This window comes from Campylobacter sp. 1569, assembly GCF_024723675.1.
Taxonomy (GTDB): Bacteria; Campylobacterota; Campylobacteria; order Campylobacterales; family Campylobacteraceae; genus Campylobacter_D; species Campylobacter_D jejuni_C.
Genome location: NZ_JANQDB010000006.1, coordinates 82048 through 104321 on the forward strand (window position 1 = coordinate 82048; position 22274 = coordinate 104321).

Here is a 22274-nt window from a genome sequence, read left to right on the forward strand (position 1 = left end):
ATATGAATATTTTTATTTTTTATTGTAAAATATTCTTTTTTAAAAAAGTAAAATATTTGTAATGAAGAGTTATTTAGAATATTTAGAATCACAGTCCATTCATATTATCCGTGAGGTGATAGCTGAGTTTGAAAAACCAGCTATGCTTTATAGTATAGGTAAAGACAGCTCGGTTATGCTTCATCTTTTACAAAAAGCATTTTACCCAAGCTTACCTCCACTTCCTTTGGTGCATGTAGATACTACATGGAAATTTAAAGAGATGATAGAATTTAGGGACAAATACTCCAAAGAGCTTGGTATGGAGCTTATAGTTTATCAAAATCCTAAAATCAAAGAATTAAATCTTTCTCCATTTACACATGGTTCATCCATGCACACAGATATTGCTAAAACACAAGGTTTAAAACAAATGCTTGATTTATATCAGTTTGATGCAGTATTTGGTGGTGCAAGAAGAGATGAGGAAAAATCGCGCGCAAAGGAAAGAATTTATTCTTTTCGTGATGAAAATCACTCATGGGATCCAAAAAATCAACGCCCAGAATTATGGGATATCTACAATGGTCGTCATAAAAAAGGTGAATCCATAAGAGTTTTTCCACTGAGTAATTGGACTGAGCTTGATATATGGCAGTATATTTACAAAGAAAATATTCCTTTGCCAAGTCTTTATTTTGCTAAAAAACGACCGGTGGTAGAATATATGGGGGCTAAAATTTTAGTCGATGATGAGCGTATGCCAAAAGAACTTGCTAAAAATGCTAAAGAAGAATTGGTTCGTTTTAGAACCCTAGGTTGCTACCCGCTAACAGGAGCTATAAACTCAAGTGCTAGCAATGTTTTAGAAATCATCGAAGAGCTTTTGCTTTCTAAAACAAGTGAAAGACAAGGTAGGCTTATAGACACTGATGAAGAAGCAAGTATGGAAAAAAAGAAAAAAGAGGGGTATTTTTAATGAAAATGAATGTAGAAAAATACCTAAAAGAACATGAAAATAAAGAGCTTTGTAGATTTATCACTTGTGGTAGTGTAGATGATGGCAAATCTACCCTTATAGGTAGAATGCTTTATGATGCAAAAATGCTTTTTGAAGATCAAATTTTATCTTTAGAAAAAGATAGCAAAAAGCTTGGCAATGCAGGGGAAAAGCTTGATTTTGCGCTTTTAGTAGATGGTCTTGCAAGCGAGAGAGAGCAAGGTATAACTATAGATGTAGCATATAGATTTTTCACAAGTGAAAAAAGAAAATTCATCATAGCAGATACCCCAGGCCATGAGCAATACACTAGAAACATGGCAACAGGTGCTAGCACAGCTGATATTGCTATCATACTTATAGATGCTAGAAAAGGGGTTTTAACTCAAACTAAAAGGCATTCTTATATAGCGAGTTTGCTTGGTATAAGGCAATTTATTATTGCTGTGAATAAAATGGATTTGATTGATTATAATCAAGAAATTTTTAATACAATCTGCAAAAATTATCAAGAAATTCTACCATACTTAAAAAATCATGAACATATTAAAATCCACTTTGTTCCTATATGTGCACTAGATGGAGATAATATAGCTTCTAAAAGCATTAATATGTCTTGGTATGATGGAAAAACATTATCTGAGCTTTTAGACACTTTGCCTATTGCTACTAGTTTGAGTGATGAGTTTATCATGAGTGTACAATATGTTAATCGTCCTCATTTAAATTTTAGAGGTTTTTGTGGAAATATTGCTAGCGGTAGTATAAATATCAAAGACGAAGTTGTGATTTTACCTTCCTTGAAAACAAGTAAAGTAAAACAAATCATCACACCTAGTATTAAAAACTTAAATGTACCCGATAAAAATGAAAAAGTTCAAAGTGCTAAAAATGCTAGTTTTCCAAGTGCTATAACTTTAACTTTAGAAGATGAGATAGACATTTCAAGAGGCGATGTAATAGCTTCTAAAAATCATAATATAGAAATTTCAAATTCTTTTAAAGCTATGGTAATATGGATGAGTGAAGTTAAGTTTAATTTAAATGAAAGCTATCTTATCAAAATAGCAAATTTAACTGCTAATGTAGTATTTGAAAAAATTGATTTTAAAAAAGACATTAATACTTTCAAAGAATTTCAAAGCGATGAATTAAAACTCAATGATATTGCTAAATGCACCTTAAAGCTTAATAAAAAAACAGCCCTTAAAGCTTATAAGGACAATAAAACTTTAGGAAGTTTTATTATTGTAGATAAATACTCTAATGAAACCTTAGCAGCGGGTATGGTAGAAGAAATTTTAGCAAGCGAAGAAAAGAGTAGAATTTACACCCAAGCAGAAATAGAACTTAATGCTTACATTAGAAAAAATTATCCTGAATGGGAATGTAAAAAAATATGAAAATTATTGTTGCATTAAGTATTTTAATTTTGCTTATTTTGTTAATTAGCAATAAAATTAAACCTTTTATTTTATTTGGTAGTGTAGCTGTGTTTTATTATCTTTTGGGGTATTTAAATTTAAATACTTGGCTTAGCTCTTACACGAGTGAATCTTTAATAGTGCTTATTTTGCTTTTGCTAGTTTCACTCGCTATAGAAAAAAGCGTTGTGATAAGTTGGTGTTCTAAATTCATCATAGGTAAAAATTATCATCTATCACTTTTAAAGCTTGGAGTTGTTACAGCTAGTATTTCAGCTTTTTTAAATAATACTGCAGTAGTGGCAAGTTTTATGAGTATTATAAAAAATAACAAATTTCAAGCTCCTTCTAAATTACTTATTCCGCTTTCATATTTTTCTATAGTTGGGGGAACGATGACTTTGATAGGCACTTCAACTAACTTGATAGTCAATTCTTTTGTAGTGCAAAATGGTTTGGAAAGCTTAAAGATTTTTGATTTTTTTGCGGTGGGTTTTTGTATAAGTGTTGGAGTGCTTATAGTACTTTTGATTTTTAACTTTTTATTGCCTGAGTATAAAGAAAAAGAAAATGTCATCAATGAGTATTTAATCAATGCTAAAGTATTAAAAAATAGCTCATTAGTGGGGAAAACTATACAAGAAAATGGCTTAAGGAATTTAGAGTTTTTGTTTTTACTTGAAATTCAAAGAAAAGATGAGCTTATTACCCCTGTTAGTCACAATGAGCTTATTAAAGAAGGAGATGTATTAGTTTTTAGTGGAGATATTGCACATTTAGAGGCTTTGAAAAAATTTGATGGCTTGCAAATTGGCTCACAAGATTTAAAATTAGAAACATTAAATTTAGTAGATGTTGTTATAAATTCTGAGTCAAACTTGATAGGAAAAAGTGTTAAAGAAGCAAATTTTAGAGCTAAATTTGATGCAGGGATTGTAGCTTTAAAAAGAGGTTCAAAAAATATTTCAAAAATTGGTCAAAGTTTATTACAAGCTGGCGATAGACTTATTTTAAGCATAGGTAAGGATTTTCATTCAAGAGATAATATCAATAAAAACTTTTACATTATCTCAAATATCATGCAAAATCAAAAGTTAAGTAATATCCAAAGTTTTATAGTGATTTTTGCGTTTTTAACCATCATTGCTTTATCTGCTTTGGAGTTAGTGTCTTTGCTTAAAGCGTTGCTAGTGTTTTTAGCTTGCTTGTTTATATTTAAAATCATAAGTTTTGATGAGGCAAAAAGACGCTTTCCTTTGGAAATTTTTATCATAGTAGGATCTTCTTTAGCTATAACTAAAGTTTTAGTTGATAGTGGTTTAGCTAAAGATTTGGCTGAGTTTATTATAGAAACTTTTGGGGTATATGGATTATATGGTAGTTTTGTGGGAATTTATCTTCTAACTTTACTTTTAACTGAAATCATTACCAATAACGCTGCCGCAGCTTTAGCTTTTCCTATTGCTTATAGCACAGCTTTGGCACTTGATGTTAATCCAACTCCGTTTATATTAGCGGTTGCTTATGGGGCAAGTTGTGCTTTTTTAATGCCACATGGTTATCAAACTCACTTGATGGTAGGTTCAATTTGTGGGTATAAAACTACTGATTTTATAAAAATAGGATGGATAGTTTCTTTGACTTATTCAACTATTGTTTTAACTATAACTCCGGTATTTTTTAGTTTTTAAGGAAAAAAATGAGTAAAAATTTAACTTGGCATGTAAGTAGCATTACAAAAACTCAAAGGGCTAAACTTAAAAATCAAAAACCATGTGTTTTATGGTTTAGTGGACTTAGTGGTAGTGGTAAATCTACTTTGGCAAATGCGGTTGAAAAAAAACTTTTTGAGCGAGGTTTTCATACTTATCTTTTAGATGGAGATAATGTACGTCATGGACTTAATAAAGATTTGGGTTTTGATGAGGCTTCAAGAGCAGAAAACATAAGACGCATAGGAGAAGTATGTAAGCTTTTTGTAGATGCTGGTATGATAGTACTTTGTGCTTTTATATCGCCTTTTGAAAAAGATAGAAAGCTTATAAAAGATCTTTTAAATGAAGATGAATATATAGAAATATTTGTTGATACACCTTTGGAAATTTGTGAAAAAAGAGATCCAAAAGGACTTTATAAAAAAGCAAGAAACGGAGAAATTAAAAATTTTACAGGTATAGACAGTCCTTATGAAAAACCTAAAAACCCGCATATACACATAACAAAAGAAGATCTTAATGAGAATGTAGATATGATTTTGAGATTTTTAAATGGGAAAGTGTAAATGACTGCTTATGTGCATATAGGGACAGTGAAAACAGGAACAACCAGTATTCAGCAATTTTTACATAATAATAACGAATTGTTATTAAAGCAAAATATGTTATATGTTAAATCTTTTCGAAAATATGTTATTCAACACTGGAAAATAGCAGATTTTATTTCGTTTTGTGTCGAAAATAATTATAGTAATATTCAGGATATACAAGATGAATATTGGAAAAATGAAATTCATTGCATGCAAGAAGAACTAGTGAGATATAAAAATACAAATTTTTTATTCTCTTCAGAAGGAATAACTAGGACGTTTTTCACTACGAATTATATTAAATGTTTTAAAAATATATTAAGTGATTTGGGTTTTAAAAAAATTTATATTATAGTTTATTTTAGAGATTTAATAGATTTTATACCTTCTTTTTGTTCTCAAACCATTAAAGCTGGAATTTTACATGAAATTGATACTATTGATGTTGATAAGTACTTGCTTAAATTTGTTTTTGATTATAAATGGATTTGTTATGAGTATTCTAAAATTTTTGGAAAAGAAAATTTAATTGTAAGATTATTCGATCAAAATGAGTTTTACTGTAAAAATTTATATAAAGATTTTATCTATAGTATAGGATTAAAATGGGATAATAAATTTAAAATACCTTCGAATCAAAATAAAAGCTTAGATTTATTAGGAATTGAGCTTCAAAGAAGATTCAATAGAATATTTTCAAACACTTATTTTAATTATTATATCCGTCGTGAAAAAACAATAAATCTAAATAGGCTTTTTTTATTAAATTTGGTAGAGAAGTATTTTTCAAATTCTCAAGATAAAAATCTTAAATTTTGTTTCCCTGAAGAAAAATTCCAATATTATATAGATTATTTTGAAGAGTCAAATGAATGGGTAAGAAAAGAATTTTTTCCTCACAAAGAAAGATTATTTCCTAAAAAAGATTTAAGTGGTTATAAAGAAAATTATGAACTCAAAGAAATGAAACCAGAATATTGGGACAAAATAGCTGATTTTATAGCTGAAATAATAAAAGTTAAAAACGATGTTATCATTGAACAAATGGCCCAAGTAAAAATTTTATCAGACAAATTAGATTTTATAAAATCTAAGGATATTTTTAATTTTAAGTACGGATCAGCTAGAGTAAGAATCCAAAATCAGCTTACTTATAAATTAGGTCAAGCTATTGTCATAAATTCAAAGTCTTTGCTAGGTTATATAAGAATGCCTTTTGTATTATCTTATATAAAAGAGAAGCATAAGCAAGAGCAAAAGAAATATAAGGAAAAGATAAAGAAAGATCCTTCATTAGTTTTACCTTCTCTAGATCAATATCCAGATTACCAAGAAGCCATTGATATAAAAAAAACATTTTCTTACAAATTAGGGCAAGCTTTTATAAGAGCTAATAGTAAAAGATGTTGGGGGGGGGTATATCAAATTGCTATTTGAGATTAGGAAGCTAAAGAGAGAATTTAAGCAAAAATAAATAATCTCTTTCCAATTTTTGCTAAAATTATAAGATTAAATTATATCAAAATTAGAAAGAAAATTTTTATGGATAATTACGAATACAGCGAACTTTTAAAAAAATTAAAAAACAAAGTTGGAAATATCGCTTCTATTATTAAGCCTGAAGAGATAAAAGCAAGATTAAAAGAAATAGAAAATTTAGAAAATTCCCCTTCTTTTTGGAGTGATGTAAAACAAGCAGGCGTTATAGGTAAAGAAAAAACTAAAATTTCAAATTTACTTAAAAATTACGAAAATGCAAATAATGCTTTAAATGATGCAAGTGAGCTTTTTGATCTAGCTAATAGTGAAAATGACTTAGATACTATAGAAGCTTTATTTGAAGATGCAAACAAGCTAGAAGATCTTATTGTAAATCTTGAAATTTCTATGCTTTTAAGCGGGGAAAATGATGGTAAAAACGCCATAGTTTCTATTCACCCAGGTGCAGGCGGAACGGAGAGTAATGACTGGGCTAGTATGCTTTATAGGATGTATTTGAGATTTTGTGAAAGAGAAGGTTTTAAAGTAGAAACACTTGACTTTCAAGAAGGCGAAGAAGCAGGACTTAAAGATGTTAGTTTTTTAGTAAAAGGTGAAAATGCTTATGGGTATTTAAAAGCTGAAAATGGTATTCATCGTTTAGTAAGAACTTCTCCATTTGATAGTGCAGGGCGTCGCCATACGAGTTTTTCTAGTGTGATGGTTTCACCTGAACTTGATGATGATATAGAAATAGAAATTGAAGAAAAAGATATAAGGATTGATTATTATAGAGCAAGCGGAGCAGGTGGGCAGCATGTTAATAAAACTGAATCAGCAGTGCGTATAACTCATATGCCAAGTGGTATAGTAGTGCAATGTCAAAACGATAGAAGCCAACATAAAAACAAAGCCACAGCCTTTAAAATGCTAAAATCACGCCTTTATGAGCTTGAGCTTATGAAACAACAAGATGAAGCAAATTCAAGCGAAAAAAGTGAGATAGGCTGGGGCCATCAAATCCGCTCTTATGTACTTTTTCCTTATCAACAGGTCAAGGATACACGCTCAAATGAAGCTTTTTCACAGGTTGATAATATCTTAGATGGGGATATTAAAAAAATCATAGAAGGTGTTTTAATAGCGCAAAAAGCACAAGATTAATACTACAAAAGGATATTAAATGGAAAAAATTCTAGTTTGTGTAGATGTTTTAGAGCCTTGTAGGGAAAGTTTGCATTATGGGGTGTATTTAGCTAAAAAGCTAGATTTACCTTTAATGTTTTTATATACCATAGAACCAAATTTTACTAATGCTGAATTAGCTTGTAGTTTTGGTATAGGTGCTAGTGGGTGTGTGATTGAAGATTTAGTAGAAGAGCAAAGCCAAAAAAATGAAAATCTTTGCAAAAAAGGGCAAAGAATTTTAGAAGAATTTTGTGCTTATGCAAAAGAACAAGGCGTAAAAGAATGCTTTAGTGTGCAAAAAGATGGAGATTTAGAAGAAGTTTTAAAAGAATATAATGATCAAATAAGATTAGCCATAGCAGGTTTAAAAGGTGGAGGTAAGAAAAATAAAATAGGCATTCATACAGAAGAACTAGTAAGAGCTTTAAATGTACCTATTTTGCTTGTAAATTCTGCTTTTAAAGAGATTAAAAGCGTGATGATGGCTTATGATGGGAGTAATTTGGCTAAAAAGGCCATAGAGCAAGCCATTAAAAGACCTATTTTTAAAAAAGCAAAACGTTATGTGGTAAATGTATCTAAAGATGAAAAAGCTTCTTGTGAGTTATTAGCTCAAGTAAGTCAAATTTTTAAAGAAGCAAATTTAAATGTACAAACTCAGCATTTAAGTGGAGAGATTACTCAGGCTTTATTTGATTTTGGTGAACAAAATGATATAGATTTATTGATCATGGGGGCTTATTCGCATCACTGGTTAAAAAGTATTTTATTTGGTAGTTTGACAAATGATATTTTAACTAAGGCTAAAAAACCTTTATTACTGATTCGCTAATGCTATATCATAGACTTTTAAATCATTATATTGGCATTTATCATAAAAGTACCAAACGATTTCTTTTTGTTTGGACTTTGCTTGCTGTAGTGCCTTTATTTTGTAGTTTTTTATTTGATGAGCTTGCTATTTATGCAACGGGTAAAATTACTTCTGAAATTTTATTTTTAATTTTAAATATTATTCCTATTATGGTAGCTATAGCATTGATGATGTTTTTGCTTATTAGTATTTGGGCTGCTTTTAGTAGTAAGATTAATATTAAAGAAAAATTTTTTATTATTTTATATGCTTATGTTTTGATATGGTTTGCGTATGGGAATTTGTATTATTTTTCTTGTGATGTAGATAATTATAATAGAATGTTAATTGCTACTCAAAAAAATGAAAATTTAGATATTGTAGATTTACAAGAAAAAGTTATAGAGGTACAGTTTCAAACCCCTATAAGAGGAATTCATAATTTTTGGTCTTTAGATGATGACTTAAAACCTCAAATTCAAAATAGAATAAAAGGTTTGGTTGATTGTTATTATTTTAGTGGAGTTACTATGCTAACGATAGGTTTTGGCGATGTAACGCCCGTTAGTTCTTTGTTAAGATTATTTAGTGTATTTCAAGGATTTTTAGGGCAGGTTATTGTTGTCATTGCTATGGGGCTTTGGATTAATCAAGCAGGTAAGCAATAGCTTACCTTGCGATCAATGTTTTATAGCATATTTATTTTGTATTTCTTCATGTCCTAGTATTTTTTGAATATTACAATTTTTATCAATATCTAATTTTTTAACATCATAGTGAAAATTAGTACAATTATGCAATAAAAATGCCATTGTTTTAGCATTGTGTACATCCCATCTTGATAAATCTTGATCAAATTGTTTACAGTTTTCAAACATATGTGCCATTGTAATGGCATTATGCACATCCCAATTTTCTACTTTATGATTAAATTTAAGACAATTACAAAACATATACTTGGTATCTTTAACATTTGACATATTCCAAGAAGATAAGTCTTGATCAAAAGATTCACAATCAAAAAACATTCCTTCCATGTTTTCAACATTTCTAACATTCCATTTAGAAATATCATGATTAAAGCTTTTGCAGCAATAAAACATATAAGACATATCTTTAACATTTGATACATCCCATTTTTCTATACCATTAAAATTAGTCCTAGTAGAATAGTAGAATAAATAAGACATATCCGTGATTAAGCTTACATCGATTTCATCTAAGGTAATAAGCTCTTCTCTAACAAGAGCAACTAATTCGCTTTTTGTTTTAGGCGTGAACATGTTAGCTCCTTTTTATGTTTAATTTCTCTTTAAAATTATAATACTAATTAAACATAAAATAGAAAAAAATAAATATTAAATTAATAAAAAAATATAAAATGCTATAATATGTTTCATTATGAAACATATTATAAATTTAATAAGAAAATTAAGCTAATTGATATAAAGATTAACCAAATAAAAAGCAACAATGCCATTAAAAATGGTTTAAAACCTGCATTTTTTAAAACATTTTTATGAATATTCACTCCCAAAGCTACCATAGCCATAGAAAGTAAAAGTGTGTCTATGGTTTGTATGCTTGGTTTTATATAGTTAAGTGCAAAATCGGTATTTAATATTTCAAGTGAGCTAATACCACAAGCAAATAAAAACCACAAAGCAAAATAAGGAATATTTGCTTTAATGGAAATTTTTTCATTATTTTTGCTTAGAAATTTTAATGAAAAAAGACTTAAGAAAATCAAAAAAGGTACTAACATTAAAACACGCATCATTTTTTCTATGACAGCACCATCTCCTGCTTGCACAGCTTCACCTGCTGCAACAGCATGTGCAACTTCATGCAAGCTTGCTCCCATGAAATAGCCCATTTGCTTTAAATTAAAAAAATCAAACCAACCCAAATTCCAAGCCAAAGGATATAAAAACATCCCTAAAGTTCCAAAAACCACCACAGTGCAAACTGCCACGCCAACTTTAGCAGAGCCACCTTTAACAATGCTTTCACTAGCCATCACAGCAGCTGCTCCACAAATGCTTGAGCCACTACTTATAAGTATGCTTTCTTTAAGATCAAGTTTGAATAATTTTCCTAGCAAAAGTCCTATAAAAAAGGTAGAAAATACCACTAAAAATGCCAATAAAATTCCATTTAATCCAACTTTTTCTAAATCATTAAAAGTAATTCTAAAGCCATAAAGTATAATCCCAAGTCTTAAAATTTCTTTTGTTGCTATGTTTAAAACTCCTGATTTTTTAAGTAAATTTGCATTTTGATGTGCTAAATTTCCTATTAAAGCTCCTAAAATTACAGCTATGATTAAAGCTGAAATTCCAAGATTTTTAAAAAAATTAAGCTCAGAAATAGCAAAAGTACAAAAGGCAAGAGTAAAAAGCAGTAAAAAAGCTTCAAATTTTCTATGTTTATATACATTTTTATGCATGAATTTTTCCTTATTTTGTTTTTTGTAATCTTAATGATTTTTTTATGATAAGTAAAATTAATTTTATTTGATATAATGATTAAAAATATTTATCAAAAGAGTGCTTATGACTTTTAAACAAATAAAATATTTTCAAGCCTTGTGTAGAAATTTAAATTTAAGAGCTTGTGCTAAAGAATTAAATATAACTCAATCTGCTTTGTCTTTAGCTATATTTGAACTTGAAAAAAGTTTAAACACCAAGCTTTTTGATAGAAATGCTAAATTTTTAAGCTTAAATGAAAAAGGAAAAGTTTTTTTAAAACAAATTACTCCTTTGATTTTAGAATTTGAGCGCATTGAAAAAGCAATGCAAGATGATCAAAGCTATGAAATAAGTATGAAAGTTAGTCAAAATGTAGGTACTTATTTACTAGGATCTTTTTTAGATCAAAAGGAAGAAAATATCAAACTAAATTTGTCCTTGGATAATAGCCAAAATATCATCAAAGATATTTTAGATAAAGAAATAGATATAGGTTTGATTGAAGGAATTTGTAAAGATAAGGATATAAAAAAGGTTAAAATTTGTGATGATGAGCTTATTGTGGTGAGTAAAAATGACTTCAAAAAAGAATTTTTCATAGATGAGTTAAAGGATTTTAAATGGCTAAGTCGCGAGCAAGGTTCTGGCGCAAAAGAAGTGTTTTTAAATGCTTTGCCTAAAGATATAAAGCTTAATTTAGCTTATGAGTTAAACTCAACTGCTATGATAAAAGAGTTAGTTAAAAAAGGTAATTTTTTAGCGGTTTTACCTAAATTTAGCGTTAAAGAAGAGCTTGAAGCTAAAAGCTTATTTGAAGTAAGATTAAAAAATTTTAAAATTTCAAGAGAGCTTTGCTTGATTTATCATAAAAATAAAGAGCCAAGCGAGAAATTTATAAATTTATGTGAGTTTTTAAAATTTTGTATTCAAAAAGATTTAGCTTAATTCTTGAATACATTTTTTAAAAAGCTCTCCTCTTTCTTCGTAAGATTTAAACTGATCTAAGCTTGCACAAGCAGGACTTAATAGAGCTACTTCATCATTAGTTAAGTTTTGATTGATTTTTTCTACTGCTTTAGGTAAAAACTCGCAAAAATGTGCTTTTAAATTAGCATTTTTAGCATATTCAAGCATTTTATTAGTGCTTTTTCCTATGGCATAAAGCTCTATATCAAGCTCTTTCATAAAAGCAAACAAAGCACTTAAATCCACTCCCTTATCATCGCCACCTATGATAAGATGAATTTTTTTATCCTTATAGCGTTTAAGAGCAGCTAAACTAGCATCCAAATTAGTTGCTTTAGTATCATTTACCCAAAGTCTATTTTTATGATCAAATATTTCTTCAAGTTTATTTTTTTCTATTTTAAACTCATTTAAAAGCTCATAAGAGCAACGATCTAGTATGATTTTTTCTATACTTAAGGCAATAAGTGCATCAAGCAAAAATGGGGTTTTGAAATGAATTTTTTCTAAATCAATTTGCATTTTTTTAGCTAAATCTTGCTCATCTTCATAGCTTATAACATAAGCATGGGTTGGATAAGCCTCATACTTTTTAGGTAAAATTACCACATCATTTTCATTCATTCTTTTAAGCACACTAAGCTTTGCTTGCTCATAATTTTTAAAGCTTTTATGCCAAGAAAGATGATCAGGTGTGATAGGTAAAAGTGCATAAATTTCAGGTTTAGCTATTTTGGTGTAAAAAAGCGAAAAAGATGAACTTTCTAAAATCCATAATTTAGCATTAGCGTCCATTTGTGCTAAAGGAGTTCCTATGTTTGCTCCCATTTGTGCATTGATGTGTTTTAAAAGATGATGTGTCATTTGAGTGGTGGTGGTTTTGCCATTTGTTCCGCTTATCCAAACACTTTTTGGCATACCATCATAAAAAAAATCATACTCACTGCTTAAATTTCTTGCTTGCTGTATGAGAGAATGATTATTTGGAAAGCCAGGACTTGGAATTTCTAAGTCACTTTTTAAAGGATCAAATTCACAAGGTGGTAAAAGTGTATTGTTAAATTCATCCTTACTTATACTTGTAAAATGATCATCATAAATATCGCAATTTCCAAAACGCTGTGCAAAAGCTTTAGTTGTTTTTCCGTATCCAAAAAGTGAAATTTTCATTATCTTAACTTTATACTAATTAATGCAATGATATTTGCAAGTAAGGCTATCATCCAAAAACGCACGATGATTTTATTTTCCACCCAACCTATTTTTTCAAAATGATGATGAATAGGTGCCATTTTAAATACTCTTTTGTTAAAGATTTTAAAACTTCCTACTTGTAAAATCACTGAAATAGTTTCTAAAACAAATACAAAACCTATCAGTAAAAGTAAAATTTCATTTTTACTTACTATGCCAAGATAGCCTAAAAACGCCCCTATGCTTAAACTCCCACTATCTCCCATAAAAACTTGTGCAGGATAGCAGTTATACCACAAAAATCCCATAAGCGCACCAACTAAAGCTGAGCTTAGCACCACAAGTTCTCCTAGACCTTGAATTTTAGGTAAAAATAAATAAGAACTATAAATAGCATTTCCACTTAAATATAAAAAAGCACCAAGGCTTAAAAGAGAAAATATAGAAGGCACGGTTGCAAGCCCATCAAGCCCATCAGTTAAATTCACAGCATTAGAGCTTGATACAATAACTAAAATCCATAAAAACAGCATAAACATACCACCATCAAAAATAGCATGTTTATAAAAAGGTAAATAAAATTCAGTATTTATATCAAATAAATATAATAATCCAACACAGATAAAAGCAGCACTAAATTGTCCTAGAAGTTTCATTTTTGGGCTTAGTCCTGCGTGATTGTCTTTTTTTAAAATCTTACCCAAATCATCGACTAAGCCTATAGTACAAAATAACATCAAACACAATAATCCAACGATTACAAAACTATTATTTAAATCAGCGCTTAAAACACTTGCTATGATAGTAGCAAAGATAAAAACAAGCCCGCCCATAGTAGGGGTATGAGATTTGGCTTGGTGTGATTGTGGAGCGTATTCATAAATAGGTTGATTTGCTTTTTTATTTTGAGCCCATTTGATAAATTTTGGCATTAAATATAAACTCAAAAATAAAGCGATAAAAAATGCAAAACCAGCACGCACGCTAATATAAGAAAAAAACATATAATTTGTATATTCTGTAAGATAAAGCAAAATTTTAACCTTGTATTTGTTTTTTAAAAGCATAATTTTAGTAAAATCACATAAATAAATTATAAAAAAGAGTAAAAAATGAGTCAAAAATGTATTTTGATAATCACAGATGGTATAGGACATAATACAAATTCAAACTATAATGCTTTTTTTCATGCTAAAAAGCCAACTTATGATAAGCTTTTTGAAAATACCCCTAATGTTTTGATAAAAACAAGTGGTTTGGCAGTTGGCTTACCTGAAGGTCAAATGGGTAATAGCGAAGTAGGGCATATGTGTATAGGTAGTGGACGCATAATCTATCAAAATTTAGTCAAGATAAATAAAGCCATAGAAAATGACACTTTAAAAGATAATAAGGCTTTAAAAGATTTATTGCAAAAATGTAAAAGAGTGCATATTATAGGGCTTTATAGTGATGGTGGGGTGCATTCTATGCATACACATTTTAATGCACTTTTAAAAATTTGTAAGCAAGAAAATAAAGAAGTTTTTGCACATGCAATTAGCGATGGTAGGGATTGTCCTCCAAATTCAGGTTTAGAATTTATAAAATCTTTACAGGAATTTTGTGAAAAAGAAAGGGTTAATTTTGCTTCTTTATCGGGAAGATTTTATGCTATGGATAGAGATAAGCGCTATGATAGGGTTAAGTCTTATTATGATGCTTTATTTGCTAAGGCACCAAAGTGTGATGATTTTGCACAATTTATACAAAAAAGCTATGATGAAAATATCACAGATGAGTTTTTAAGCCCAGTTATTAGTCAAAACTTTGATGGAATTAAGACTGAAGATGGTGTGATTTTTATCAATTTTAGAAATGATAGAATGCGTCAATTAGTTGCTTCTTTAACTCAAGAAAGCTTTAATGAATTTCCAAAAGAAGTGCTTGTAAAAAATGCCATTACTATGAGTTTGTATGATGAGAGTTTTAAACTGCCTGTGATGTTTGAAAAAGAAGAATTAAATAATACTTTAGCTTCTGTGATAGCTAATGCAAATTTAAGCCAACTTCACACAGCTGAGACAGAAAAATACGCTCATGTAACTTTTTTCTTTAATGGGGGAAAAGAAGAATTAGAATGCAATGAAACAAGAGTTTTAATCCCAAGTCCTAAGGTAAAAACATACGATGAAAAACCTCAAATGAGTGCTAAAGAAGTCACAGATGAGGTACTTAAGGGTATAGAAAATGGCATGGATTTTATCGTAGTAAATTTTGCAAATGGTGATATGGTAGGACATACGGGTGATTTTGAAGCTGCAATTAGTGCGGTTGAATGTGTGGATGAGTGTTTAGGTAGGGTTATTGCTAAAGCAAGAGAGTATGATTATGCTTTTATTATTACTTCAGATCATGGAAACTGTGAAGCGATGAGGGATGAAAATGAAAATATGCTCACTAATCACACAACCTTTGATGTTTTTGCTTTTGTAGAAGCTAAAGGAGTAGATAAACTCAAAGAGGGTATGGGGCTTAGTAATATAGCACCAAGCGTGCTTAAAATTTTAAACTTGCCTATTCCAAAAGAAATGGATGAGGCTTTATTTTAATTTAAAGGAGAACAATGAAATTTAGTGGAAAAAATGTTTTGATAACAGGTGCAAGTAAAGGTATAGGTGCAGCAATAGCTAAAGAATTAGCAAGTTATGGTTTAAAAGTTTGGATTAATTATAGAAGCAAGCCTGAGCTTGCTGATGCGTTAAAAGAAGAGATAGAAAAAAGTGGTGGCACTGCAGCTGTGATTAAATTTGATGCAAGTGTTGAAGAAGAATTTACAAGCGCTATTGCAACCATAATAGAAAGTGATGGTGAACTTAGTTACTTAGTTAATAATGCGGGTATTACTAATGATAAATTAGCACTTAGAATGAGTATGGATGATTTTTCTTCAGTGATTAATGCTAATTTAAATTCAAGCTTTTTAGGTTGTAGAGAGGCATTAAAAACTATGAGTAAAAAGCGTTTTGGTGCGGTTGTAAATATTGCTTCTATAGTTGGAGAAATGGGAAATGCAGGCCAAACTAATTATAGTGCTAGTAAAGGCGGTATGATAGCATTAACAAAATCTTTTGCTAAAGAAGGCGCAGCAAGAAATATAAGATATAACTGCATTACCCCAGGTTTTATAAAAAGTGATATGACTGAAGTTTTAAGTGATGAAATAAAACAAAATTATATTAATAATATCCCTTTAAAGCGTTTTGCGGATGCAAGTGAAGTAGCTCAAGCTGTGGCATTTTTGTTAAGCGATCATTCTTCTTATATCACAGGAGAAATTTTAAAAGTCAATGGTGGGCTTTATATGTAAAGCAAGGTTTTAACCTTGCTTAGTTTCTATAGCCACTACTGCTATAGCAAAACCCCCATCATGCGCTACGCTTACACTTGCTGATTTTATATTAAATTCTTGCATAACTTTTTGAGAAAAACTAATATGTGGAGCATTTTTATTATCTTTAGAGATGATGATATCAAAAAAAGAACATTCTTTGGAAATTCCAACTCCCAAAGCTTTAGAGGCAGCTTCTTTAATAGCCCAAAATCCTGCTAGAGTGTTGGTATTTTTTATATAACTTTGCTCTTGCTTGGATAAAAATTTATCCAAGAAAAGCGTTTTATGTCTTTCATAAATTTTTTCTATGCGAGAGCATACGACTATGTCACAGCCTATCATTAAGATACTACAAAGTCAGTAAAATAAATATTTTTGATAAAACCATCAGTTAAAACCTCATTAATTTTACCAGTTAATTCATCTTTTAATCTTTCTTTGCCTTTTGTGGTGCTTACTTCTTCAAAGGTTTTTGAAGTTAAAGTTCTAATGATAATATCTCTAATAATAGCAACTTTTTTATCAAGCTCAGGAGTTAGAGTTTCAACATTTTGTTCAAGTTGAATGGTGCATTTTACATATCTTGATCCACCATCACTTAATAAATTTAGTGTAAAAGGTGCTAAAGGATACATCACGCCAATATTTGCATAATCACTCCCTCTAGCTGCTACTGCATTTGTTTTTTTAGGAGTTTGCGCAACTTGTGCACTTTCTTCAGCTTGTGGAGCAGGATTTTCTTCAGAACCACCGCTAAACATTAAATAAGCAATTGCTCCTACAATTACAAGCAAAAATACAAATAAAAATACAACGATAATGATTACTAAAGTATTACCACCTTTTTTCTTTGATTCGCCTTGTTCATCCATCATATCATCAGCCATATTTTTCCTTTTATAAAATTTTAAAGTGTTATTGTATCAAAAATTATATTTTTTTAAAATGATGATTATTTAATCTTTTGTAAATGTCTATAAACACTAGGTTCTGAAATACTCAAAAGCTCAGCAACCTTAGGAATAACACCCTTTACATTAAACACGCCTTTTTCGTATAAACTAGCTATCATTTTTTGCTTTTCTTTTGGTTTTAAGCTTTTGCTTTTAAAACTTTCAATATCCATACCCGTAATATCTTCAACGATTTCTTCTAAATCAAGTTTTATATATTCTTTATTTTCTTGCTCAGGACTTTCATAAGAATTATCATAAATATTTCCAAGATTTAAAATTTCATCAGAGATTTTTTTAAATGCTGAAGTATCATGATTAATACAAAGCAAACCTTCAAGTTTTTCATCTTTTTTAATAAAAAATGTAGATCCAGACATTACCTGTGAGCTTTTAGCTGAGGTTTTATAATGTGTTATATAATCACGTTCTAAATAGATTTTGTTTTTAATCATTTCAATCGCAAAACCAGTTAGAGGCGAATTTATAGTTCTTTTACTAATATGGTTATTAGCAATTTCTGCTATATTAGCTCCATCTTCGCTTACATCATGTAAGACTATTTCATAATTTCTTCCTAAGGCTTCTGCAAGAAATTTAACTAATTTAATATAATAAGTTCTTGTTTCCTTATCCATAAGCTCTCCTTTTTTTATTAATTTTGTAGTAAAAATATTTAAAATAAGAATATTTATTCTTATTTTTTAACAATTTTAATACAAAATAAAAATAATTATGCTTAAAAAAAGATTATTTTTTTGAAAATAACAATATTTTATACCTGGATCTTCAAATAATGATAATTTTTATCGTTTAATTTTATTTTAATAATATAGGGATATAATTTATCAAATAATAAAAATTATTATTTAAAAAGGAGATACAATGAAAAAACTAACAAATGATTTCGGAAATATCATAGCTGATAACCAAAATTCACTAAGTGCAGGCGCTAAAGGTCCGCTTTTAATGCAAGATTATATTTTGCTTGAAAAACTTGCTCATCAAAATAGAGAAAGAATTCCAGAAAGAACAGTGCATGCAAAAGGAAGTGGTGCTTATGGGGAGCTTAAAATCACAAAAGATATTTCTCAATACACCAAAGCAAAAGTTTTACAGCTTGGAGAAAATACACCTTTATTTATAAGATTTTCAACCGTTGCAGGTGAAGCAGGTGCAGCTGATGCAGAAAGAGATGTGAGAGGTTTTGCTATTAAATTTTATACTAAAGAAGGAAATTGGGATTTAGTAGGTAATAATACTCCGACATTTTTTATAAGAGATGCATATAAATTTCCTGATTTTATTCATACTCAAAAAAGAGATCCAAGAACTCATCTAAGAAGTAATAATGCTGCGTGGGATTTTTGGAGCCTTTGTCCTGAAAGCTTACACCAAGTTACTATTTTAATGAGTGATAGAGGAATTCCTGCAAGCTATCGTCATATGCATGGTTTTGGAAGTCATACTTATAGTTTGATTAATGATAAAAATGAAAGATTTTGGGTGAAATTTCATTTTAAAACCAAGCAAGGTATTAAAAATTTAACTAATGAAGAAGCGGCAAATTTAATAGCAAATGATAGAGAAAGTCATCAAAGAGATTTATACGAAGCTATTGAAAAAGGAGATTTTCCAAAATGGACTTTCCAAATTCAAGTTTTAAAAGAAGATGAGGTAGAAAAACTAGGTTTTAATCCTTTTGATTTAACTAAAGTTTGGCCACATAGTATTGTGCCTTTAATTGAAGTAGGTGAATTAGTACTTAATAAAAATGTGCAAAACTATTTTAATGAAGTAGAACAAGCTGCATTTAGTCCAAGCAATATCGTTCCTGGTATTGGTTTTAGTCCTGATAAAATGCTGCAAGCTAGAATTTTTTCTTATCCTGACGCACATAGATACCGCATAGGAACAAATTATCATTTATTACCAGTTAATCGTGCAAAAAGCGAAGTAAATACTTATAATGTAGCAGGAGCTATGAATTTTGATACCTATAAAAATGGCCTTGCTTATTATGAGCCAAATAGTTATGATGATAGTCCAAAAGAAGATAAAAGCTATCTTGAGCCTGACTTAGCACTTGAAGGTAATGCACAAAGATATGCTCCACTTGATGATGATTTTTACACCCAACCAAGAGCTTTATTTAATATAATGAATCAAGATCAAAAAGAGCAGTTATTTAAAAACATAGCAGCTTCTATGAATGGGGTTGAAGAAAAAATCATTGCTAGAGCATTAAGTCATTTTGAAAAAATTTCAAGTGAATATGCAAATGGTGTTAAAAAAGCTTTAAAAATGTAATTTTTACTTGCCACTTTTAAAGTGGCAAACTAAAGATTATAAAGGAAAAATATGTTTAGCAATGAAGAAGAAAAAAGAATTCAAGAGCTTTGCACTATGGCTTTTGATTACGCAAGAAAAAATGATTTACAAAATTTGAAGATTATGATAGAAGCAGGTTTGAGTGTGAATTTAAAAAATCATAAAGGTGATAGTCTCTTAATGCTTGCAAGTTATCATAATGCTTATGAATGTGCTAAGTTTTTGCTAGAAAATAATGCTAGAGTAGATGAGAGAAATGATAGAGGACAAACCCCATTAGCAGGGGTTTGTTTTAAAGGATATTTGCCTATGTGTAAGCTTTTGGTAGAACATGGAGCAAATATTGATGAAAACAATGGTCTTGGTATGACACCTTTTACTTTTGCACTAATGTTTGGACATAGAGATATAGTAGAGTTTTTAACAAAGCATTCTAAAAAAAGTTTTCTTAAAAAAATAGCTTTTGGTATATTAAAAATTTTTAAAAGAGATAAAAGTTAAACTCTTTGAAAAAATAAAAATTATAAAATTATCCTTTTATTTGTAAATAGAAGGATAAATATGTCACAAAAATCAGAGAAATTATGGGGTGGACGTTTTGATTTACCTACAAATAAATTAGTTGAAGAATATACAGCATCATTGCCAGTTGAGCCAAGACTTGCTCCTTTTGATATACAAGGAAGTATAATTCACTGCACCATGCTTGCAAAACAAGGCATTATAAAAGAGGATGAGGCAAAAACTATCATCAAGGGTTTAGAACAAGTCAGAGAAGAAATTCAAAATGGAACCTTTGTTTTTGATATAGCTGATGAGGATATTCATATGGCTGTAGAAAAAAGAATGACACAAATCGTAGGCCCAGTAGGCGGAAAGCTTCACACTGCAAGAAGTAGAAATGACCAAACTACACTTGATTCAAAAATTCACATGAGAGCTGTTATTAAAGAAGTATTAACTCAAATTACTACTTTGCAAGAAGAAATCATCCATCAAGCTCAAAAAAATATCAAAGCTATTATGCCAGGTTATACACATTTACAAACGGGCCAGCCGGTGCTTTTTTCACATTGGATTATGGCGTATTTTTGGATGTTAAGTAGGGATTATTCTCGCTTTGAAGATTTATACAAAAGAATGAATGAGTGTCCTTTAGGAGCGGCTGCACTTGGTGGAACTACATTTAATATAGACAGACATTTTTGTGCCAAAGAACTAGGTTTTACTAAACCAACAGAAAATAGCATTGATAGTGTTAGTGATAGAGATCATATGGTTGAATTTACTTCTGTGGCTGCTATGTGTTTTATGCACCTTAGTCGTTTTTGTGAAGAGCTTATACTTTTTTCAAGTCAAGATTTTAAATTTATAGAATTAAGTGATGATTTTTGTACTGGTTCAAGCATAATGCCTCAAAAGAAAAATCCTGATGTAGCTGAAAAAATGCGTGGCAAAACAGGTAGAATGTATGGTAATGTTATGGCAATGCTAACTATTATGAAAGGTATTCCATTAGCTTATAATACTGATATGAGTGAAGATAAAGCTCAAGTTTATGATTCTATGGATACTTTAATGGCAAGTTTAAAAATCATAACTCCTATGATAGAAAAAATGCAAGTAAATGCTAATAATACAAGAGCAGCAGCCGCAAAAGGATTTTCAAATGCCACAGATATGGCTGATTATTTAGTAAGAAAAAATATACCATTTAGAGAAGCCCATAGTATAGTTGGTGGTGCTGTAAATTATTGTATTAAACATGGAAAAATGCTTGAAGAGCTTAGCATGGAAGAATTCCATCAATTTAATGAAAATATCCAAGAAGATATTTATGAAGCAATTGCTTTAGAAACTTGTATAGACGCAAGACTTTCTTATGGTGGTACAGGAACAAAAGTAGTATTAGAGCAAATTGAACATGCAAAAGAGCTTTTGGATCAAAATAAGGCATAAGATTAATGGATGTTATTTTATATTAGAATTTTTCATCATTTTTTCTATGATAGCCATAGGTGGTAGATATGGTGGTATAGGACTTGGGGTTGCAGGTGGGCTTGGTATGTGTATTTTGGTTTTGGTCTTTGGTATGCAACCAGCTTCACTTCCTGTAAGTGTTGTGTTTATTATACTTGCTGTGATTACTTGCGTGAGTGTTTTACAAAGTATAGGCGGGCTTGATTTGCTAGTAAAAATAGCAGAAAAAATTCTAAAGAAAAAACCTCAAGCTATTGTTTTTATGTGACCTTTGTTTAGCTCTACTTTCACGATTTTTTGCGGTACTACCTATGTGGCTTTTTCTGTTTATCCAGTGATTGCTGAAGTAGCTGCTCAAGCTAAAATTCGCCCTGAAAGACCATTTTCGGTTTCAGTTATAGCAGCAGGTATTGGCGTGGTGGCTTCTCCTATGAGTGCAGCCACTGCAGGTATGGTGGCTATTTTAGCTGTTAGTGGCGTAGGGCTTGTTCAAATATTAGCTGTGGTAATGCCAGCATTTTTAATTGGTGTTGTATGTGCTTGTTTGAGTGTTTTTAAAAGAGGAAAAGAGCTTGAGCAAGATGAGGAATTTCAAAGAAGAGTAAAAGCAGGGGAATATCAGTTTTTAACTCAAGATAAACAAGAAGATAAACAAGAAGATAAACAAGAAGATAAACAAGAAGATAAACAAGAAGATAAACAAGAAGATAAACAAGAAGATAAACAAGAAGATAAACAAGAAGATAAACAAGAAGATAAACAAGAAGATAAACAA

At 29.9% G+C, this 22274-nt stretch carries 21 protein-coding genes and 1 pseudogene; 15 read left to right on the forward strand and 7 right to left on the reverse strand.

Going from position 1 to position 22274, the window contains the following annotated elements:
• Positions 1-61: 61 nt before the first annotated feature.
• The 8 genes from cysD to CAMP5060_RS04545 all read left to right on the forward strand — a co-directional run bounded on the left by cysD (position 62) and on the right by CAMP5060_RS04545 (position 8896).
• Positions 62-958, forward strand: coding sequence for a sulfate adenylyltransferase subunit CysD (cysD, locus tag CAMP5060_RS04510; protein WP_337217982.1), 897 nt, complete (start codon positions 62-64; stop codon positions 956-958).
• The gene (gene cysN / locus CAMP5060_RS04515) at positions 958-2382 is read left to right on the forward strand and encodes a sulfate adenylyltransferase subunit CysN (RefSeq protein WP_337217983.1); all 1425 of its coding nucleotides are present in this window, start codon (positions 958-960) and stop codon (positions 2380-2382) included. Before cysD ends, cysN begins: the two co-directional genes overlap by 1 nt.
• Positions 2379-4094, forward strand: a complete 1716-nt coding sequence (locus tag CAMP5060_RS04520; protein WP_337217984.1) for an SLC13 family permease — start codon at positions 2379-2381, stop codon at positions 4092-4094. The genes cysN and CAMP5060_RS04520 overlap by 4 nt, the downstream gene beginning before the upstream one ends.
• An 8-nt stretch (positions 4095-4102) precedes the next feature.
• Positions 4103-4684, forward strand: a complete 582-nt coding sequence (gene cysC, locus CAMP5060_RS04525; RefSeq protein ID WP_337217985.1) for an adenylyl-sulfate kinase — start codon at positions 4103-4105, stop codon at positions 4682-4684.
• Entirely contained in the window at positions 4685-6145 is a 1461-nt protein-coding gene (locus tag CAMP5060_RS04530; protein WP_337217986.1) for a hypothetical protein, read from the forward strand. It abuts the gene before it with no gap.
• A 105-nt stretch (positions 6146-6250) separates the two neighbouring features.
• Positions 6251-7351, forward strand: a complete 1101-nt coding sequence (prfB, locus tag CAMP5060_RS04535; protein ID WP_039617474.1) for a peptide chain release factor 2 — start codon at positions 6251-6253, stop codon at positions 7349-7351.
• A gap of 19 nt (positions 7352-7370) precedes the next feature.
• Positions 7371-8207: a universal stress protein gene (locus CAMP5060_RS04540; protein WP_214099852.1), complete on the forward strand. Its 837-nt coding sequence runs from the start codon at positions 7371-7373 to the stop codon at positions 8205-8207.
• Entirely contained in the window at positions 8207-8896 is a 690-nt protein-coding gene (locus CAMP5060_RS04545; RefSeq protein WP_087700688.1) for a potassium channel family protein, read from the forward strand. Before CAMP5060_RS04540 ends, CAMP5060_RS04545 begins: the two co-directional genes overlap by 1 nt.
• A gap of 12 nt (positions 8897-8908) precedes the next feature.
• Here CAMP5060_RS04545 and CAMP5060_RS04550 read toward each other — a convergent pair whose 3' ends face one another.
• Together CAMP5060_RS04550 and CAMP5060_RS04555 are read right to left on the reverse strand one after the other, a co-directional pair.
• The gene (locus CAMP5060_RS04550) at positions 8909-9511 is read right to left on the reverse strand and encodes a BspA family leucine-rich repeat surface protein (protein ID WP_087700689.1); all 603 of its coding nucleotides are present in this window, start codon (positions 9509-9511) and stop codon (positions 8909-8911) included.
• A 128-nt stretch (positions 9512-9639) separates the two neighbouring features.
• Entirely contained in the window at positions 9640-10677 is a 1038-nt protein-coding gene (locus CAMP5060_RS04555; RefSeq protein ID WP_214135651.1) for a YeiH family protein, read from the reverse strand.
• 106 nt (positions 10678-10783) lie between these two features.
• Between CAMP5060_RS04555 and CAMP5060_RS04560 the strand changes: the two genes are divergently transcribed.
• The gene (locus tag CAMP5060_RS04560) at positions 10784-11647 is read left to right on the forward strand and encodes a LysR family transcriptional regulator (protein WP_337217175.1); all 864 of its coding nucleotides are present in this window, start codon (positions 10784-10786) and stop codon (positions 11645-11647) included.
• Here CAMP5060_RS04560 and murD read toward each other — a convergent pair.
• Complete coding sequence (gene murD / locus CAMP5060_RS04565) at positions 11639-12838, reverse strand: UDP-N-acetylmuramoyl-L-alanine--D-glutamate ligase (protein WP_337217987.1); 1200 nt, start codon at positions 12836-12838, stop codon at positions 11639-11641. The two genes, CAMP5060_RS04560 and murD, sit on opposite strands and share 9 nt — an antisense overlap.
• Positions 12838-13896 (reverse strand): phospho-N-acetylmuramoyl-pentapeptide-transferase, encoded by a 1059-nt coding sequence (gene mraY / locus CAMP5060_RS04570; protein WP_214126000.1) that lies wholly within the window; start codon positions 13894-13896, stop codon positions 12838-12840. The genes murD and mraY overlap by 1 nt, the downstream gene beginning before the upstream one ends.
• A gap of 78 nt (positions 13897-13974) precedes the next feature.
• On the opposite strand from mraY, the gene gpmI reads away from it, so the two are divergent.
• Positions 13975-15453, forward strand: a complete 1479-nt coding sequence (gene gpmI, locus CAMP5060_RS04575; protein WP_337217988.1) for a 2,3-bisphosphoglycerate-independent phosphoglycerate mutase — start codon at positions 13975-13977, stop codon at positions 15451-15453.
• Positions 15454-15467: 14 nt separating this feature from the next.
• Positions 15468-16211 carry a 3-oxoacyl-ACP reductase FabG gene (gene fabG, locus CAMP5060_RS04580; RefSeq protein WP_214099857.1) on the forward strand — a complete coding sequence of 248 codons (744 nt, stop codon included), beginning with the start codon at positions 15468-15470 and terminating at the stop codon, positions 16209-16211.
• Between the two features lie 9 nt (positions 16212-16220).
• On the opposite strand, the gene acpS is transcribed toward fabG, so the two are convergent.
• The 3 genes from acpS to CAMP5060_RS04595 form a co-directional block, all read right to left on the reverse strand.
• Positions 16221-16577: a holo-ACP synthase gene (acpS, locus tag CAMP5060_RS04585; RefSeq protein ID WP_214099858.1), complete on the reverse strand. Its 357-nt coding sequence runs from the start codon at positions 16575-16577 to the stop codon at positions 16221-16223.
• On the reverse strand, positions 16577-17122 hold the full coding sequence (gene fliL / locus CAMP5060_RS04590) for a flagellar basal body-associated protein FliL (RefSeq protein WP_087700697.1): 546 nt from the start codon (positions 17120-17122) through the stop codon (positions 16577-16579). Before fliL ends, acpS begins: the two co-directional genes overlap by 1 nt.
• Before the next feature lie 65 nt (positions 17123-17187).
• Positions 17188-17826, reverse strand: coding sequence for a helix-turn-helix transcriptional regulator (locus CAMP5060_RS04595; protein WP_214125995.1), 639 nt, complete (start codon positions 17824-17826; stop codon positions 17188-17190).
• 247 nt (positions 17827-18073) lie between these two features.
• On the opposite strand from CAMP5060_RS04595, the gene CAMP5060_RS04600 reads away from it, so the two are divergent.
• From CAMP5060_RS04600 to CAMP5060_RS04615, 4 genes and pseudogenes are all read left to right on the forward strand, one after another.
• On the forward strand, positions 18074-19498 hold the full coding sequence (locus CAMP5060_RS04600; RefSeq protein WP_214099860.1) for a catalase: 1425 nt from the start codon (positions 18074-18076) through the stop codon (positions 19496-19498).
• A gap of 51 nt (positions 19499-19549) precedes the next feature.
• Positions 19550-20020, forward strand: coding sequence for an ankyrin repeat domain-containing protein (locus CAMP5060_RS04605; RefSeq protein ID WP_214135657.1), 471 nt, complete (start codon positions 19550-19552; stop codon positions 20018-20020).
• A gap of 60 nt (positions 20021-20080) precedes the next feature.
• The gene (gene argH / locus CAMP5060_RS04610; protein WP_214135658.1) at positions 20081-21478 is read left to right on the forward strand and encodes an argininosuccinate lyase; all 1398 of its coding nucleotides are present in this window, start codon (positions 20081-20083) and stop codon (positions 21476-21478) included.
• A pseudogene (locus CAMP5060_RS04615) lies at positions 21444-22274 on the forward strand (SLC13 family permease); the annotation flags it as partial. The gene argH and the pseudogene CAMP5060_RS04615, both read left to right, overlap by 35 nt.